Annotated in this window: 15 protein-coding genes; 4 read left to right on the top strand and 11 right to left on the bottom strand. The window is 69.6% G+C overall.

All coding sequences use genetic code 11. The features are described from left to right. Window positions 1-144 precede the first annotated feature (144 nt). Window positions 145-840, top strand: a complete 696-nt coding sequence (locus JJ691_RS14885; RefSeq protein WP_256449392.1) for an SDR family oxidoreductase — start codon at window positions 145-147, stop codon at window positions 838-840. A gap of 15 nt (window positions 841-855) precedes the next feature. On the opposite strand, the gene JJ691_RS14880 is transcribed toward JJ691_RS14885, so the two are convergent. The 6 genes from JJ691_RS14880 to JJ691_RS14855 form a co-directional block, all read right to left on the bottom strand. Continuing rightward, complete coding sequence (locus JJ691_RS14880; protein ID WP_211769363.1) at window positions 856-1,278, bottom strand: DUF6292 family protein; 423 nt, start codon at window positions 1,276-1,278, stop codon at window positions 856-858. 38 nt (window positions 1,279-1,316) lie between these two features. Next, window positions 1,317-1,829 (bottom strand): ATP-binding protein, encoded by a 513-nt coding sequence (locus JJ691_RS14875; protein ID WP_211769362.1) that lies wholly within the window; start codon window positions 1,827-1,829, stop codon window positions 1,317-1,319. Window positions 1,830-1,903: 74 nt separating this feature from the next. Further along, window positions 1,904-2,512 (bottom strand): hypothetical protein, encoded by a 609-nt coding sequence (locus JJ691_RS14870; protein ID WP_211769361.1) that lies wholly within the window; start codon window positions 2,510-2,512, stop codon window positions 1,904-1,906. After that, window positions 2,512-4,161 carry a vWA domain-containing protein gene (locus JJ691_RS14865; protein WP_211769360.1) on the bottom strand — a complete coding sequence of 550 codons (1,650 nt, stop codon included), beginning with the start codon at window positions 4,159-4,161 and terminating at the stop codon, window positions 2,512-2,514. Before JJ691_RS14865 ends, JJ691_RS14870 begins: the two co-directional genes overlap by 1 nt. Then, a complete protein-coding gene (locus tag JJ691_RS14860; RefSeq protein ID WP_211769359.1) occupies window positions 4,158-5,258 on the bottom strand; it encodes a toxic anion resistance protein in 1,101 nt (366 codons plus the stop codon). Before JJ691_RS14860 ends, JJ691_RS14865 begins: the two co-directional genes overlap by 4 nt. Further along, window positions 5,255-6,343 (bottom strand): hypothetical protein, encoded by a 1,089-nt coding sequence (locus tag JJ691_RS14855; RefSeq protein WP_211769358.1) that lies wholly within the window; start codon window positions 6,341-6,343, stop codon window positions 5,255-5,257. Before JJ691_RS14855 ends, JJ691_RS14860 begins: the two co-directional genes overlap by 4 nt. 194 nt (window positions 6,344-6,537) lie before the next feature. Here JJ691_RS14855 and JJ691_RS14850 point away from each other — a divergent pair, with 194 nt between their 5' ends. Both JJ691_RS14850 and JJ691_RS14845 read left to right on the top strand, forming a co-directional pair. Next, the gene (locus JJ691_RS14850) at window positions 6,538-8,163 is read left to right on the top strand and encodes a long-chain fatty acid--CoA ligase (RefSeq protein ID WP_306291370.1); all 1,626 of its coding nucleotides are present in this window, start codon (window positions 6,538-6,540) and stop codon (window positions 8,161-8,163) included. Window positions 8,164-8,355: 192 nt separating this feature from the next. Beyond that, on the top strand, window positions 8,356-8,892 hold the full coding sequence (locus JJ691_RS14845) for an AAA family ATPase (RefSeq protein WP_211769357.1): 537 nt from the start codon (window positions 8,356-8,358) through the stop codon (window positions 8,890-8,892). A gap of 27 nt (window positions 8,893-8,919) precedes the next feature. On the opposite strand, the gene JJ691_RS14840 is transcribed toward JJ691_RS14845, so the two are convergent. The 4 genes from JJ691_RS14840 to JJ691_RS14825 all read right to left on the bottom strand — a co-directional run bounded on the left by JJ691_RS14840 (window position 8,920) and on the right by JJ691_RS14825 (window position 13,946). Then, complete coding sequence (locus JJ691_RS14840; RefSeq protein WP_211769356.1) at window positions 8,920-9,597, bottom strand: GNAT family N-acetyltransferase; 678 nt, start codon at window positions 9,595-9,597, stop codon at window positions 8,920-8,922. Next, window positions 9,597-10,322 carry a TIGR00266 family protein gene (locus JJ691_RS14835; RefSeq protein WP_211769355.1) on the bottom strand — a complete coding sequence of 242 codons (726 nt, stop codon included), beginning with the start codon at window positions 10,320-10,322 and terminating at the stop codon, window positions 9,597-9,599. The genes JJ691_RS14840 and JJ691_RS14835 overlap by 1 nt, the downstream gene beginning before the upstream one ends. 185 nt (window positions 10,323-10,507) lie before the next feature. Next, complete coding sequence (locus JJ691_RS14830) at window positions 10,508-12,040, bottom strand: outer membrane protein assembly factor BamB family protein (RefSeq protein WP_211769354.1); 1,533 nt, start codon at window positions 12,038-12,040, stop codon at window positions 10,508-10,510. Window positions 12,041-12,182: 142 nt separating this feature from the next. Further along, on the bottom strand, window positions 12,183-13,946 hold the full coding sequence (locus tag JJ691_RS14825; protein ID WP_211769353.1) for a glycosyl hydrolase family 18 protein: 1,764 nt from the start codon (window positions 13,944-13,946) through the stop codon (window positions 12,183-12,185). A gap of 210 nt (window positions 13,947-14,156) precedes the next feature. On the opposite strand from JJ691_RS14825, the gene JJ691_RS14820 reads away from it, so the two are divergent. Then, entirely contained in the window at window positions 14,157-14,600 is a 444-nt protein-coding gene (locus JJ691_RS14820; RefSeq protein ID WP_211769352.1) for a MarR family winged helix-turn-helix transcriptional regulator, read from the top strand. On the opposite strand, the gene JJ691_RS14815 is transcribed toward JJ691_RS14820, so the two are convergent. After that, window positions 14,587-15,354, bottom strand: a complete 768-nt coding sequence (locus tag JJ691_RS14815; protein ID WP_211769351.1) for a hypothetical protein — start codon at window positions 15,352-15,354, stop codon at window positions 14,587-14,589. The two genes, JJ691_RS14820 and JJ691_RS14815, sit on opposite strands and share 14 nt — an antisense overlap. Window positions 15,355-15,405 lie beyond the last annotated feature (51 nt).

Raw genomic sequence — 15,405 nt, 5'->3', positions numbered from 1 at the left:
CAGGCGGCAAATCGATGGATTCAGCCACGGGAACGCCAGTCACGAGGGTAATCCTACAAACCGGAGCCCGCGACGGGCGTCGCAGCCGGCCACCGGCAAGACTTGAATCGTCAGCTCATACCGTACGAAGGAGGACGGCACCCAGTGCCAGAGACCATTCTCATCGTCGGCGCGTCGCGAGGCCTCGGCCACGCCATGGCGACCGAGTTCCACGACCGCGGCTGGAACGTGATCGGCACCGTCCGCGACACCACCGCCCGAACGTCCCTGCACGACCTCGCCGACCGCTCCAACGGCCGTGTCACCGTTGAACGCCTCGACATCAACGAGCCCGGTCACATCCCGCCGCTGCGCGAGAGCCTGGCCGGGCGGGAACTCGACGTGCTGTTCATCAACGCCGGCACCACGAACAACGATGTGGACACACCCATCGGCGCGGTGTCCACGGCCGACTTCATGGAGGTGATGGTCACCAACGCGCTCAGCCCCATGCGGGTCATCGAGGCGTTGACGGACCTCGTGACGCCGACCGGGCTGATCGGCGTGATGTCCTCCGGGCAGGGCAGCATCACCAACAACCAGACTGGCCTACGCGAGCTCTACCGGGGCAGCAAGGCGGTCCTGAACATGTTCATGCGCAGCTACGCGGCCCGACAGGCCGACACCGAACGCGGCTTCGTGCTGATGGCGCCGGGCTGGATCCGCACGGCCCTGGGCGGACCCGACGCGCCGTTCACCATGGCGGAGGCCATCCCGCAGGTCGTGGACGTTCTGCTGGCACGACTGGGAAAGCCGGGTCTGGAGTACGTGGACCGCTTCGGGCAGACCGTGCCCTGGTGAGTCCACAGTGGAGGGTCAGGCGGCGAGGTCGTCCTCGGCGCGGGCGGCCAGCCGCCAGATGAGCTCCTCGGCCTGCTCGGCGTCGAGCGCGGGCGGGGCGTCGGGTTGGCCGGGGCACCTGCCCCCGATCACGTCCTGCACGAACCGGTGGACCTCGTCCGCCTCGGCGAGCACGTCGCCGCCGAGATAGGCCAGCACCACCGGGTCCTCGGCCGGCGCCGTCTCCAGCGCCACCGACCAGCCGTGGCGCTCGTCCCACAGCAGCATCAGGTCCAGCTCCGGGAACACCGGGCTGCGCCGGTGCAGCGCCAGGTAAGCGACGGACAGCTCACTCACCTCGTGGTGCACGGCATGCCGGGGCACCACGAGGGCAGCGGCGACGGAGTCGACGTAGCGGGTCAGGCCCCGCGCGGTGAGACTATCGGGATCAACATTCACGCACCGTGATTACCCGCGGAATCGGGCGTCGAAACCGGTCAGCTCCGGAAATCCTGCGGCCCGCCCAGGGCGCTCAGAATTCGTTGCATCACCTGGGGATCGACGCCCACCGGCTCGTCGGCCAGCGCCTCGGCGGCCGGCGAGCGGCGCTGCTCGCGGCGGGGCAGCGGCACCGACTTGGCGTTCATGTTGTTGGGCAGCGCCAACTCCGACCACAGCCGGGTGCCGTAGGCGGTGGGCACGACGCCGATGCGGGCCCCGGACACCTCGGGCGACACCACCGGGCGGGTGCTCACCTGCTCGTCCTCGACCTCGACGACCAGACCGTCGCCCTGCAGCCGCAGCCGCACGGTCAGGAAGCCGGCGACCCCCGGGCCGGCGTTGTCGACCACCGCGGCGACCATGTGCCGTCCCACCTGCGTCGCCAGCGGCACGAGAGGTCGCAGCGACCACTCCATGAGCGAGAAGCGGACGAACATCTCGGCGACGTTGACAGCGCTTGGCGTCGCCACCAAGCGCAGATCGTCCACCTGGGAGGTCTGGTTGTTCAACCGAGTTCCTTCCCGAAGTCGGAGCAGTGGTGGCGAGTATCTTGCCAACCTGCGCGAACGTTACGCTAACCGGGTCACTTCTTGTCGCGACGCGCCCGGTCCCGCAGGTACCGGAGCTGGTCCTCCTGGCGGCGCGCGTCGGCGTCGTAGAACTCCTCGGCGATCGCCTTCGCCTCCTGTTCCAGCAGGTCGAGCTGGGTGAGCAGGCGCTCGGCGGCGCTGGGCTCGCTGGCCACCCGCCGGGTGACCGCGTACCACCACGGCATGTTCAGGAACGTCTGCACGGCCAGCGGCAGGTCGGTGGCGGCGATTCTGGCCACCGCGTGCAAGGCCTCCGGGGACGCACTCAGCTCGGCCGGACGGGCCAGCAGCGCGCACAGCACCTCGGCGATCCGGTCCAGCCGTTCGACCGCCTCGTCCGGCATCCGGTTGCCGAGCCCGCGCACCCGGGCCACCAGCGAGTCCAGCCCGCGCAGCAGCGACTCGGCCTCCTCGGCCGGCTCCGGCGCCACCAGCCGCACCGGCTCGGGCGGGCCGGCCAGCGCGCCGGCGGCGTAGAGCCCGGCGACCACGCCGAGCCAGTAGTCGCCGCCGACGCCGACGAAGTGCAGGCCGAGCCCGATCAGCCCGCCCGCGCAGCCGACCAGGTTCTTGGTCGACCCCAGATACCTGCCGATGCCCATCACTGATACCCGCGAATGTCTTTGAACACGTCGGAGAGCGACTCGCTGCGCCCGTCGAAGACCTTGCCGCCGGTGGTGTCGGCAATGGCGTTCATGTCGTCCTGGCTGCCCTCGCCGAACAGCACCGGGAACACCGGCGTGCCCTTCAACCGGTCCGGCAGCCCGCCGACGAACGACGTGAAGTCGCCCAGGCTCGCGCCCTCGTTGTTCTCGCCGTCGGTCATCAGCACGATGGAGGTGAACCGGTCCGGATCGGTGTCCGACTGCTGTTCCAGGATCTGGTAGGCCTTCTCCAGGCTGGAGTAGATGGCGGTGTCGCCGTCGGCCTGCAACCCGTCGGCGGTCCGCTTGATCTGGTCCAGCGCCGGCTGCCGGTTGTCCGGGTCGACCGAGACCGTGACCGGGTCGGCCGGCGCGGTGGAGAACGGCAGCAGCGTCACCTGTTCCCGGCCGTGGAACTGCCGGTAGCGGCCGACCAGCGAATCGTCGACGCCGGTCAGGCCGACCAGCGCGGCCTTCAGCCCGGCGAGCCGGTCGCCCTCCATCGAGCCGGAGGTGTCCAGCACGTACACCGTGCGGGACGGCCGGCGGATCTTGTCGAAGTAGGCCGACACCAACGTGTCCACGGCTTGCTCGGTGCCCGGGAAAGGCAGTTCGACCGGGCTGGCGTCGGTGAACTCCTTGGCCAGCGCCACTTGCGGGGCGATCGGCCGCCGGTGCGTGGTGTCCATGATCTTGCGCTGCACGTCCGGCGTGCGCAGGTAGTCGGTGAGCCGCTGGAACGAGTCGCGGGCGTCGGAGTTGGCCGAACTGAGCAGGGTCAACGGATAGTCGGCGGTGACCACGCCATCGGACGGGTGCACCACGGTCAGCGGCTGCGGCAGTTTGCCGCCGGCATTGAGCTCCAGCAGCACCGACTCGTAGTTGATCAGACCGTCCACCTTGGGCCCGGAATCGGCCCCGGTGGCCCGCTTCTGGAAGGCGTCGGACAGCCAGCCCGAGGAGCCGGCGCTCAGCGTCTGCGCGGCGAAGAACTGCTTGAGCTGCGGCGTGATCGCGGTGATCTGGTCGGCGGTCAGGGCGCTGCCGCTGCCGGCCAGTGCGGCCGCCACGCCGACCAATGCGGAGAAGCCGGAGTTGGACGCGGACGGGTCGGTCATGCCGTAGCTGAACTTGTGCTGCCCGGCCGCGTCGGCGATCTGCGACCAGGTGACCTTGCCGTCCTGCCAGCCCAGCGCCTGCATCACCGAACTCGGCAGTCCCAGCACCACCGGGGAGCTCATGATCTTCGTCTGGGTGCCGAGCTTCTTCGCCCCGCCGGGTAACAGGCTGAGATACCGGTTGGAGGAGAACCAGATCGCGTCGTACGCGCTGTCGGCCTTGCCGTCCAGCACGGTCTGCGCGCCCTCCAGCGTGCCGGAGAAGGTGAACTTCACCTGCACCCCGGTCGCCTTGGCCGCCTCGTCCAGGATCGGCTGCATGTCCGACAGTTCGCTGCCGGCCAGCACTCGCAGCGTGCCGGCTTTCGGTTGTCCCAACGGCTGTTTCGGGTCGGTGCTGTCGCCGCCGGAGCAGCCGGCCAGCCCGACCGCCAGGAGCGCGGCGGCGGCCAGCGCGGTGAACCTGGGCCAACCGAACGGCGCTGTCATTCTGTCTCCCGTAGCCGGTCCTGTGCCCGTCGCAACTCGTCCTCCAACGCGGAGACGGTGGTGGCCATCGCCGTGGCGGCGGCGGCCTTGAAGCCCTCGATGTCGTCGATGGCCCGGTAGATCTGGTCGAACGACTGGCGCAGCGCCTCGATGCCGACCGCCGGATCGGTGCTGATCTGGTGGATCTGCCGGCCCTGCATGGCGATCAGGTCGGCGTTGGCCTTGACCAGCCCGTCGGTGGTGGCCCGCAGCGTCTCCAGCTCGTCGATCACCTTGCGCTGCCCGGCCAGCGCCCCGCTGACCACCACCGCCACCCGCAGCGCCGACACCGTCGTGCTGGCCGCCCGCTCCACGCCCCGGACGAGCTCGTCGTTGTTGCGTCGCAACACGTCCAGCGCGAGATAGCCCTGCACGCTGACGGCCAGCTGGGTCAGCAGGTCCTGATGCCGTTGCCGCACCGGGAAAAGCACCTCGGCCCGGACCGCGTTGGCCCGCGCCGGATCGGCCAGGTCCAGAATGGACGCCTGCCGGTCGATCGCCTCGTCCACCGCGCCGGCCATCGCCGCCGCCTCGGACAGCTGGCCCATGGCCGCCCACAGCCGTTCCCGCTCGCCCTGGATGGCCGCGTTGTCCCGGCGCAGGTCGTCCTGGCGGGCCCGCAGCGTGCGGACCACGGCGTTGATCGGCGCGCTGGCCGCCTGGTAGCGGGCCAGCAGCTTCTTGGCCGGATTGCCCAGGCTGAAGCCGAACACCTTGCGCCCGGCCGGATCCACCTCGCTGATCCGCTGCCGCAGTTCGGTCAGGCTCAGGCCCACCTGATCGGCCGGCAGGTCAACGCCCGGCGCCGCCCGGTCCAGCAGCCGGCCGGCGATGGTCGCCGCCGCCCGCATCTCCGCCTCGCCCAACGCCAGGACCTGGCCCACCCGCACCGAGAAGTCCGGCGCCATCGGGTCCATCGCGCCCAGTTCGGCGGCGATCCGCTCGGCGTCCCCGGACAGCTCGGCCAGCCGTGTCTGCGACACCGGCACCAGGCCGGCCGCCTTGGCGGTGGGCACCGCGGTGACCGGTTCCGGTGCGCTCAAAGGCTGTTCGGTCACGAGCCGTACTGCTTCCCGACGGTGTCCAGCAGCCGTTCGAGGGTCTCGAAGGACGGCGGGTCCACGGTGTCCACCAGGCTGGTCGGCAACGGCAGCTTGTGCTGGCTGACGACGTCGCTGAAGTACTTGGGATCCTGGGTGCGGAAGCCGAAGGTGGCGGCCAGCGAGGCCAGTTCCGGATCGGTGGTCAGCAACTGGCCGATCTGGTCACCGGGGCTCTTCAACGCCACCAGCGTGTGCTTGGAGTAGACGGTGGGGGACAGGTACACCAGGCGCATGTCGGATTTGATGGATCCGTCGTTACGCACTAATCGGTCGGCGTACTGCGCCTCGTAGACCAGCACCATGGGATTGCGGCCGATGCCGGCGGACAGGTAGTCCTCGAACGGCGCGTCGCTGCTGTTCTGGGTGTAGCCCTGGTTGGTGAACAGCGGGGTGATCTTGGGCAGGACCGCGGCCTCCTGGTCGGGCGTGTTGACCACGCTGAAGCCGTTGGCCACGTACGAGGCGATGGCCAGGTACATCGCCGCCGAGTTGGAGTCCCGCGGGTCGGTGGTGGTGATCAGGATGTTCTTGCGCACCGGATAGGTGGTGTTGCCGGGCAGTTGGTCCCAGCGGGTGCCGCCGGCGGTGAGGTCCATGTACTTGGCCACGTCGAGCACGTCGTAGTCGCCCGCGCCCTTGTGCACCACGCCGGCCTTGGTCAGCAGGTCGACGATCGGCGCGAAGGTGGCCACCGCCATCGGCGAGGAGAACGGGGCGTAGGTGTGGGCGGTCGGGTGGTCGCGCTGGATGCGGTCGGCGGCCGGGCTGCTGGACGGGAAGGCGAAGTCGTACTTCGACAGGTCCGTCTGGGTGGCCATCTGGCGGGAGCCGGCCGGATCGACCTGGACGTCGAAGCCGTGCTTGGCGAACGCGTCCTTCACCCGCTGGTCGCTGAAGAAGGCCAGCTTCTCCGAGCCGATGACACCACGCACGGTGGTCAGCTGGGCGCTGTCGGTGCCGCCGCGGTTGCCGAGCACCAGCGCCGCCACCACCCCCAGGGCGAGGACCACCGCGAAACCGATGCTGATCCGGCGCTTCACCCTTGTCTCCCAAAGGTTTTTCTCCTGGTGGCCGCGCTGGTCGGCGGCCGCTGGGACGATCATCACCCGCGGCGTGGCCGGCTGGATCCAGGTTGGCCGGATCCTGCATGAATTCTTGGTGAACCGGCCCGAACGTTGCCGTACCAACCGGTCGGTACTAACGTTGCCGGCAGTCGTCCAACGGAGGTCGCCGCGTGATCGCCAGCACCATGCAGGAGTACCCGCTCACCATCACCGCGATCATGCGGCACGGCGCCGCGGTGTACGGCGATAGCGAGTGCGTGACCAACACCGGTGCCGGCTTCCGCCGCGCGACCTTCCGCGAGGTCACCGCCAACGCCGAGCGGCTGGCCGCGGCGCTGGTGAAGCTGGGTGTGCGGTCCGGCGACCGGGTGGCCACCTTCTGCTGGAACCACCAGGAGCACCTGGAGGCCTACCTCGCGGTGCCGAGCATGGGCGCGGTGCTGCACACGCTGAACATCCGGCTGTTCCCGGAGCAGCTGTCGCACATCGTCAACCACGCCGAAGACAAGATCGTCATCGTCGACGACAACCTCATCCCGCTGCTGGCCCGCAGCCTGGCCGACCTCGGCGGGGTGGAGAAGTTCATCGTGGTCGGCGACGGCGACGCGGCCGTGCTGGGCGACCGGGTGCTGCGCTACTCGGAGATCGTCGCGGCCGAGGAGCCGGGCTTCGACTGGCCCGAGCTGGACGAGCGGTCGGCCGCCACCATGTGCTACACGAGCGGAACCACCGGCAACCCCAAGGGGGTCGTCTACTCGCACCGCTCCTCGTACCTGCACTCGATGGCCGTGCTGTCGGCGACCCTGATGGGCATCACCGAGGCCGACCGGGTGCTGACCATCGTGCCGATGTTCCACGTCAACGCGTGGGGCCTGCCCTACGGCGCGTTCCTGTCCGGCGCGACCCTGCACATGCCCGGCCCGTTCATGACGCCGGACCAGCTGACCCGCTTCGTCGCCGCCGAGAAGTCCACACTGGCCTCGGCCGTGCCGACCATCTGGAACGCCATCCTCAACTACGGCGCCGGCGCCGACATCGACCTTTCCTCCCTGCGGGCCGGCACTTCCGGGGGTGCGGCCATCCCCGAGTCGCTGCTCAAGGCGTTCGACGAGCAGTACGGGCTGCGGATCGTGCAGGGCTGGGGCATGACCGAGACCAGCCCGCTGGGCGGCATGGCCGTGCCGCCGGCCGAGGTCGAGCAGGGCACACCCGAGGACCTCCAGTGGCGGCTGCGGTCCGGCCGCGTCGCTGCCGGCGTGGAGATGCGGATCGTCGACGCCCTCGGCGAAGTGCTGCCGTGGGACGGCGAGTCCGTCGGCGAGATCGAGGTGCGCGGGCCGTGGATCACCGGCTCCTACTTCCGTGACGACGCCCCGGAGAAGTTCGACAACGGCTGGCTGCGCACCGGTGACATCGGCACCATCGACGGCCGCGGCTTCTTCCAGATCACCGACCGGGCCAAGGACGTCATCAAGTCCGGCGGCGAGTGGATCTCCTCGGTGGAGCTGGAGAACCACCTGATGGGCCACCCCGCCGTGGCCGAGGCCGCCGTGATCGGCATTCCCGACGACCGCTGGGACGAGCGGCCGCTGGCCTTCGTCGTGGTCCGCGCCGGCGCGGCCGTCTCCGCCCCGGAGCTGGCCGAGTTCCTGGCGGCCAAGGTCGCCAAGTGGCAGGTCCCCGAGAACTGGACGTTCGTCGAGGAGATCCCCAAGACCACCGTCGGCAAGTTCGACAAGAAGCCGCTGCGGGCCCGGTACAAGGACGACGAGCTCAAGGTCGAGCGCCTGCGCTGAGCCGACCCGCTCGCACCACACAACACTGCCACCGGCTTCCACCGGTGGCAGTGTTGTGTCTATCCTGGCCGTGACATCGTGCCGATCGAGCTCTGCTCTCGGCTTTCGTCGGTAGGCGCGCTTGTTGTCGCCGGGCATCTCTCTCCGCCAGTGAGTGGTCGCCTACTCATCAGTACGGGAGAGGACATCGTCATGCCCGCACACATTCTCACCGGCACACCGGGGGCCGGGAAAACCGCCGTGTTGCGCCTGCTGGAGGCCCACGGGCATGTCGTGGTCGAGGAAGCCGCGACCGACGTCATCGCCCTCGACATCGCGCTGGGGCACGGGGATCCCCGGCTCGACTCCACGTTCATCGACGACATCGTCACCCTGCAACGGCAGCGACAGTCGTCGGTCCGGGCGGAGACCGTCTTCTTCGATCGCTCACCGGTGTGCACGCTGGCGCTGAGCCGCTATCTGGGCCTGGCCCCGTCACCGCTGCTGGCGCAGGAGGTCGATCGAGTCCTGGCCGGAGGCGTCTACGAGTCGACGGTGTTCCTGATCCGCAACCTCGGCTTCGTGCGGGCCACCCCGGCCAGGCGGATCAGTTTTGCGGACGCCCTGGTCTTCGAGCAGGTCCACGAGCAGACCTATCGGGAGCTCGGGTTCCACCTCGTCGAGGTGCCCGCGGGTCCGTTGACCGGCCGCGTCGCACAGATCGAGCGGGCCATCAAGCGGAACAACTGATGGTCTGTCCGAAGTGGAGCGTGGTCCTCAACGAGCGCTGACGCCGCGCCCGAGCAGATCCGCGAGGCCGTCGACGTCCCGGCTGACGACCAGCATGGTTCTGGTTGTGGTGAAGCCGATCCGGTGGTTCACGTCGATCTGGATGGCGTCCTGCACGGCGGCGTAGGAGGCGACGAGGTCGTCGGGGGCGCGGTCGTTCCAGGACACGGTGCGGTAGCCGGGAACGGCGGGAACGTCCCAAAGAGACTCATCGACGTCGTGGATCGCGAGCCGTTGCATGACGGTCTCGTGCACGGGGACGAAGCCACGGTTGGCGGCCCACTGGTGGCCGGGGCCGCCCTTGGTCACCGACCACCCCTCGATTGTGCTGCGGCCGTGGGACCGCAGTGTCGGCAGCGACGCGAGCAACAACGCCGTGGCAGTCCCGCGACGGCGGAAGTCGGGGTGCACGGTGATCTTGATCATGCTGAGGGTCGAGCCTTCGTCCGCGGGCAGGGAAAGCTGGAGGTGACCGACCACAAGCCCGTCGCTGTGGGCACTCCAGTGCAGCTGCGGCCCGAAGGCGGTGAGCGGGTTGCGCAGCAACCCGATCGTCGTGTCGTAGTCGCCCAGCGGCTCGTCGGACCAGTCGGAGTACGCGGCCTGCCAGAGCTGGTAGTAGCCGGCCAGGTCGCCCTGGTCGACGTCGAAGACCCGAACCTCCATCAGTTGTTGAACAGGCTGGAACGGCCGCCCTCGTTCTGCGGCAGGTACGGCGTCAGCGAGTGGGCGAGGCGGTCGATGGGCAGCGACTGGAGCCACACCCGGCCCGGACCGGACAGCTCGGCCAGGAAGAAGCCGTCGCCGCCGAACAGCTTGTTGCGGATGCCGGGCACGGTGGTGATGCCGAACTGCACGGTGTCCTGGAACATGCCGATGTGCCCGGGGTGGGCGCGGATCACCTGGCCCGGCTGGAGGTCGTACGGGATGACCTCGCCGGACAGCTGGATCCAGGCCCGGCCCTGGCCGCCGATGCGCTGGAGCAGGAAGCCCTCGCCGCCGAAGATGCCGGCCCCGAGCCGCTGCTGGAAGCCGGTGGTCAGGGTGACGCCGGGAGTGCCGGCGACATAGGCCCGCCGGTGGGCCATGAAGCCGTAGCCGGGCTGCGGCGCGACGTCGACCGGGAAGATCTGCCCGGGCAGGTGCGCGGCGAACGACACCGAGCCGGGCTGCCCAGCCGCGGTGTAGTTCGTCATGAAGAACGTGCCCCCGGACAGGCTCCGCTTCAACGCCCCGAACACGCCGCTGCTACCGGCCCCCTGCGTCGAGGTGGTCATCTGGATGCTGGCCGACATCCACGACAGCTCGCCGGACTCGGCGCAGACGGATTCGCCCGGATTGAGCATGATGTCCAACACCGGCATCACGGTGCCGTGCACACGGTCCTGCATGAGATCCCCTCCCAGTGGTTCCCCGCCTCTGACGCGGATCATGTCAGGTCGGTTCCAGCTCCGTTGGCGGGGACGTTCACGTCAACGCGGTCGGGGAAACCGCGACGCCGGTGGCTGCCCACCGCTCCGCGCTGACCTGTGGAAAGATCAGCTCCACAGGCCAGCGCGGGATGCCGTGCTCGGTGCTACTTCCCGGCCAGTGACCACGCGATGAGGTCGCCGGAGGCGCCGGTGCCGAAGCCGCCGGAATTGCCGTCGATCATGTACAGCGTGCCGTTGGCCAGGATGGGGCTGGACCAGTGGTGCTGGCCGATGTTCCCGGCCCACAACACCTTGCCCGTCGTCGGATCGAGGGCCTGGACCTGGTGCGTGCTGAGCTTGTCGGTGTGCTCGCCGCCGCCGTTGGCCGCGTAGAGCACGCCGTTGGCCACGAAGGCGGACGTGGTCCAGCTGGTGGCGTTGAACCACTTGAGTTTCATGCTCGGGTTGCCGGCGGCGTCGACGGCGATCTGGAAGCCGGCGATGCCATTGCCGCCGGGCACGAGCGCCCAGACGGAGCCGGTCCTGGGGTCGGTCCACACCGAGCCGGACGAGCGCATCAGGCCCATCTGCGGGAAGTCGAACAGCTGGAGCTCGCCACCGAGGTTGCCGGGCCCGCCCTTGCCGGACAGGTTGGCCAGGTTCAACAGCCGGATCTTCTTGTCCTTGCCGGGCTGCACGCCCAGATGCGGGTACTTCTTGCTCAGCCCGGCCGGCAGGATCAGCAACCCGCCGGAGCCGATGTCCTGGTCGGACTTGACGGTGGCCGACCAGTTGGTGGGGGTGTAGCTGTCGACAGGGTAGCCGCCGCCGTCGCGCAGGGCGGTGGAGCCGTTGGGCGGCAAGGCGACCCAGCTCTGCCGCCACACCTTGCCCGGCACCCAGGTGGTGCCGTTGTTGGTGCCGCCCATCTGGAACAGCAGGTTCAGCGACGGATCGTAGGACGGCCCACGCGACCAGGGTTCGGGACCGTTGACGGTGCAGTCGTTCGGTGCGCCGGGCGCGCCGAAGTGGATGTCGGGGCGGTCGGCGCAGGAGAAGCTGAACACGTGTTGCGCGCCGGTGCCCAGGTTGATCGTGGTGAGGTGACCGTGGCCCTCGTTGGAGGCGTAGAGATAGCTGGCGCCGGTCGGATCGGTGGCGATGGTCAGCTCGGAACTGGCCTTGCCCGGACCGGCCAGTTCCGGCCAGCCGCCTCCGGTCACCTCGGCGCCGTCGGCGACGCGCAGCTTGTGCACGTTGCCGTCGTTGCCGTTCATGTAGACGAACTGGCGGTTGGGGTCGATGGCCGGCCCGGTGTTGCTGCTGCCGCCGGTCGGCCCGAAGCTGACGGACCAGACCTGCGCGCCGGTGTGGCCGTCGTAGGCGTTGAGGTGTCCGTGCTCGCCCTGGATGAACACCAGGTCCCGGACGCCGGTCGCGGTGGACACGTCGCTGAGCAGCACGGGCGCACCGTCGGGGACGTCGGTGATCGGCGTCTTGAACAGCTGCTTGAGGCCGGCGACGGTCGCCGGCCCCACGGCGGTCTCCATGGTGTTGTTGGCCGATTTCGACTCGTCCAACCCGAACTGCGGCCAGTCGTAGCGGGCCGTTCTGGCCGCGGCCGCGGGCGTGGCGGCGAGCACGAGCAGTCCGGCGGCGGCTATCGCGGTGAGACCCCTGTGGGCAAGTGGTTGCACAACTTCTCCTCGCTGCGGCGGGATGATGTTTATGTAACCGTTTACAGAGAGGGGTAGATGTACACCTGAGCCGCCACGCCGTCAACGCCGAGCCGGGGAGAAGCCGCGAACAGCTTCTCCCCGGCTCTGTCCTCTCAGGCGTCTAGCTGACGGCGAAGTCGTCGGCGTAGACGGTGCCCTGGGCGTACCAACCGTGCACGTACACGGTGACGGTGCCGGAGGCGCCGGTGGTGAACGGAACCGTGAGCTGGGTGTAGCCGCTGGACGAGGTCCAGGTCTCGGCGCTGGCCCCGCCCTTGACGCCGGCGTAGGCGAAGTTGCCGCGGACCCACACGGTCAGGGTGTGGCTGGCGTTGGCCGACACGGTGATCGTCTGGTCGCACTCGCCGGTCTGGCTGCTGGTGGCGGCCACGGACAGGGCATGGGTTCCGCTGTGCACGGGCGTGCCGACCACGGCCCCGCCGGGCTGGCAGGTCCACGGGCTCAGGGCGCCGCTCTCCAGGCCCGGGTTGACGATCGCGCCGGGCGGCGGGGGCGGCGTGGTGCCGTTGACGGTGAGGGTGAAGGTGCTGGCGTGGCTGGTCGAGCCGGCGGTGCCGGTGACCGTCAACGGGTAGCTGCCGGGAACCGCGGCCGAGGTGGTGGCCACCGACAGCGTCGCCGTTCCGCCGGCCGACACGGAGGTGGGGCTGACCGAGGCCGTGACGCCGGCGGGCGCGCCGCTGACCGACAGGCTGACGGTCTGCGCCGAGCCGGAGGTGACGGCGGTCTTGACCGACGCGGTGGTGGACGAACCCGGGTTCACGGCGGCGGAGCCCGGCGTGACGGACACGGAGAAGTCGTTGGCCGGCGGGGGAGTGGTGCCGCCGGTGAACGGCTCGAACGCGTGGCTGAAGTCCCAGGTGTTCTGCGTGATGCCGGAGCACAGGTCGTTGCCGGGAGTGCCGTTGCAGCCGCCGTTGTCGCGCTGCAGGGCCCAGAACGACAGGGTGTTGATGCCCTTGGCGACGGCCCAGTTGTAGACGGTGGTGGCGTTGGCGACGGTGAAGATCTCCGGCGGGCCGGTCTCGCCGCTGCTGCCGTAGTCGTCACGGCCGGGCATCTCGGTGACGCCAACCATGGCGTACAGCTGCGCCTGGGTCTTGCCCGGGTAGAGCGGGGTGATCTGGTTGATCAGGCCGGCGACCGCGTTCTGGGTGTCGGTGGCCATGTTGTGCTGCTGGTTGTCGTAGTAGTCGAAGGTCATCAGGTTGATCACGTCGACCCGGGCCTGGTTCTGCACGGCGTTCTGGAGCACGGCGAGGCCGGTGTCCAGACCGGTGGGCAGGGTCGGCAGGGTGTAGGAGAACTGGATGCCGCGGCCGTTGGCGGCGGCCCAGTCCTCGGTCATCTTGATGGCCTTGTTGCGGCGGTCGATGCCGGCGCTGTTGTTCAGCGAGTCGGCCTCGACGTCCAGGTCGATCCGGCTGATGTTGTACGTCGTGATCAGACTCTCGAAGCCGGCGGCGATCTTCGAGACGTCGGTGCAGCTGTCGGCGAGCTCGGTGTTGGTGGTGTCGGCGGTGTAGCCGCCCAGCGACGGGATGGCGTCGCCGCCGGCGGCCTGCAGGGCGGCGATCTCGGTGCCGAAGCTGCCGCCGCCGATGGCCGTGGTGCCGTCCCACAGCAGGGTGCAGGAGCCCTGCTGGGCGGTCTGCAGGAAGGCCAGCGTCAGGTACTTCACGCCGGCCTGCTTGGCCATCGCCGAGGGGCTCTGGCCGGACTGGTAGGTCTCGAAGTACGGGGCGAACACATGCGTCGGCAGGGGAGTGGCCTTCGGCGTGGTCGCCGCGTCGGCGCTCGCGACCAGGCCGGATACCGAGGCGGCCGCGACGACCGCGCTCAGTAATGCCGTTCTCAAACGCATCCTGGCTCCAGGAGGTGGGCGGGATAGGACATGGCGACGGCCTGCTCACAATTGGACTAGACCACCGGTCGTGTCAAGGGCCCGAACGGTCCAGGGGTGCCGGCGGGCGGGGCCGCTGAGCGGCGTTTCGGGCGTTCCGGACGGGGCGTTCGGCCACCGGTTCACATCCTTGTGTTCCGGCCGGACCGGCGGCCGGTTATCCTCCCGCGAATGTCGTCCCGGACCACGTCGGCGCGGATCGAGGCCGCGATCGGGCAGCTGCTGCGCCGCAGCACCCGCACCCACCTCTACGACAGCATGGTCGCCGGACTGGACGGGGTGGACTCGACCACCTATCCGGTGCTCAGCGGCGTCGCCCGCTGGCAGCCCATCAGCGCCACCAACCTGGCCCAGGAGATCGGCATCGACCGGACCGCCACCACCAGATACGCCAGCCGCCTGCAGCAGGCCGGCCTGGTCGACCGGGTGCCCGACCCGGCCGACGCCCGCGCCACCCTGCTGCGGCTGACGGCGGCCGGCGAGCAGATCGTCGAGACCATGCGGTCCCGTCTGGTCGGGCACCTGGAGGCGGCCACCGCCGACTGGCCCGACGACGAGGCCCAGCAGTTCGCGTCCGCGCTGGAACGGCTGGTCGACACCCTCAGCCGGCGCTGACCACCCGGGCCGCCGACACCGGCCGGTCCCCGACCTCGAACACGCCCGCCGAGCTGGTGTTCACGCTCCACCGGTACCGGGTGAACTCACCGGTCAGCTCGTCGGCGTAGAACATCATGTGCCCGTAGCCGACGCCCTGGGTCTGCCGGCCGCCGGCGATGCGGGTGTCCGGGAAGTCCTCGTAGTTGCCGACGCCGGCCAGGCCGTGCGGCTCGGCGGTGCAGTCGGCGACCTGCACGGCGTACTGGACCTCGCCGTCGAAGTTCAGCCCGGCCGACGGGGCGGTGTACACGCCGCGCATGCGTCGGACCATCACCACGTGCCCGGTGTTGGTGTCCTGGGCGTTCGCGTAGTCGATGGCGATCAGGTCCCCGGGCCGCAGGTCGGCGACCCGCCGGACCGGCCGGAAATGGGGGGCGCCGCCGTCGGCGAAGACCCGCTGGTAGTCCCGGGCGAACGGGCTGACGCTGCCGAAGTGCCTGGTCAGGAACTTGGACCGGGCCCAGGAGGGGTGGGCCCGCCGCAGCACTGCGGTCACGAACGACGCGCACTGGCTCTGGTTGGACCAGGTCCCGGGCTCGCCGGGCACGCCCCAGGTGACGATGTTCGGCTCGTCGGGCTCCTTGTACAGGTTGGCTCCCGCGCCGGGCAGCATCAGGTGGTCGATGAGCGCCTCGGCCTCGGCCAGGTGCGGCACCACCACCCGTCTGGGTCTGAGCAGGTGGCGGGCCGTAGCCAGGTCGGCTGCGTGCACGTCGTGTCCTCCTTGGATGGTCCGGGGACAAATCTAGATGAACGCCACGCA

Origin of the sequence: Kutzneria sp. CA-103260 (genome assembly GCF_018263855.1) — a bacterium.
Classification (GTDB): Bacteria; Actinomycetota; Actinomycetes; order Mycobacteriales; family Pseudonocardiaceae; genus Kutzneria.
Note: the sequence above shows the minus strand (reverse complement) of the source record. Positions and strands in the feature narration are given on the sequence as shown.

Excerpts from the sequence above, each read along its gene's own strand:
- JJ691_RS14870 (WP_211769361.1), bottom strand. The coding sequence starts at position 2,512 with ATGGGCATCGGCAGGTATCTGGGGTCGACCAAGAACCTGGTCGGCTGC.
- JJ691_RS14865 (WP_211769360.1), bottom strand. The coding sequence starts at position 4,161 with ATGACAGCGCCGTTCGGTTGGCCCAGGTTCACCGCGCTGGCCGCCGCC.
- JJ691_RS14845 (WP_211769357.1), top strand. The coding sequence starts at position 8,356 with ATGCCCGCACACATTCTCACCGGCACACCGGGGGCCGGGAAAACCGCC.
- JJ691_RS14840 (WP_211769356.1), bottom strand. The coding sequence starts at position 9,597 with ATGGAGGTTCGGGTCTTCGACGTCGACCAGGGCGACCTGGCCGGCTAC.
- JJ691_RS14835 (WP_211769355.1), bottom strand. The coding sequence starts at position 10,322 with ATGCAGGACCGTGTGCACGGCACCGTGATGCCGGTGTTGGACATCATG.
- JJ691_RS14825 (WP_211769353.1), bottom strand. The coding sequence starts at position 13,946 with ATGCGTTTGAGAACGGCATTACTGAGCGCGGTCGTCGCGGCCGCCTCG.
- JJ691_RS14820 (WP_211769352.1), top strand. The coding sequence starts at position 14,157 with ATGTCGTCCCGGACCACGTCGGCGCGGATCGAGGCCGCGATCGGGCAG.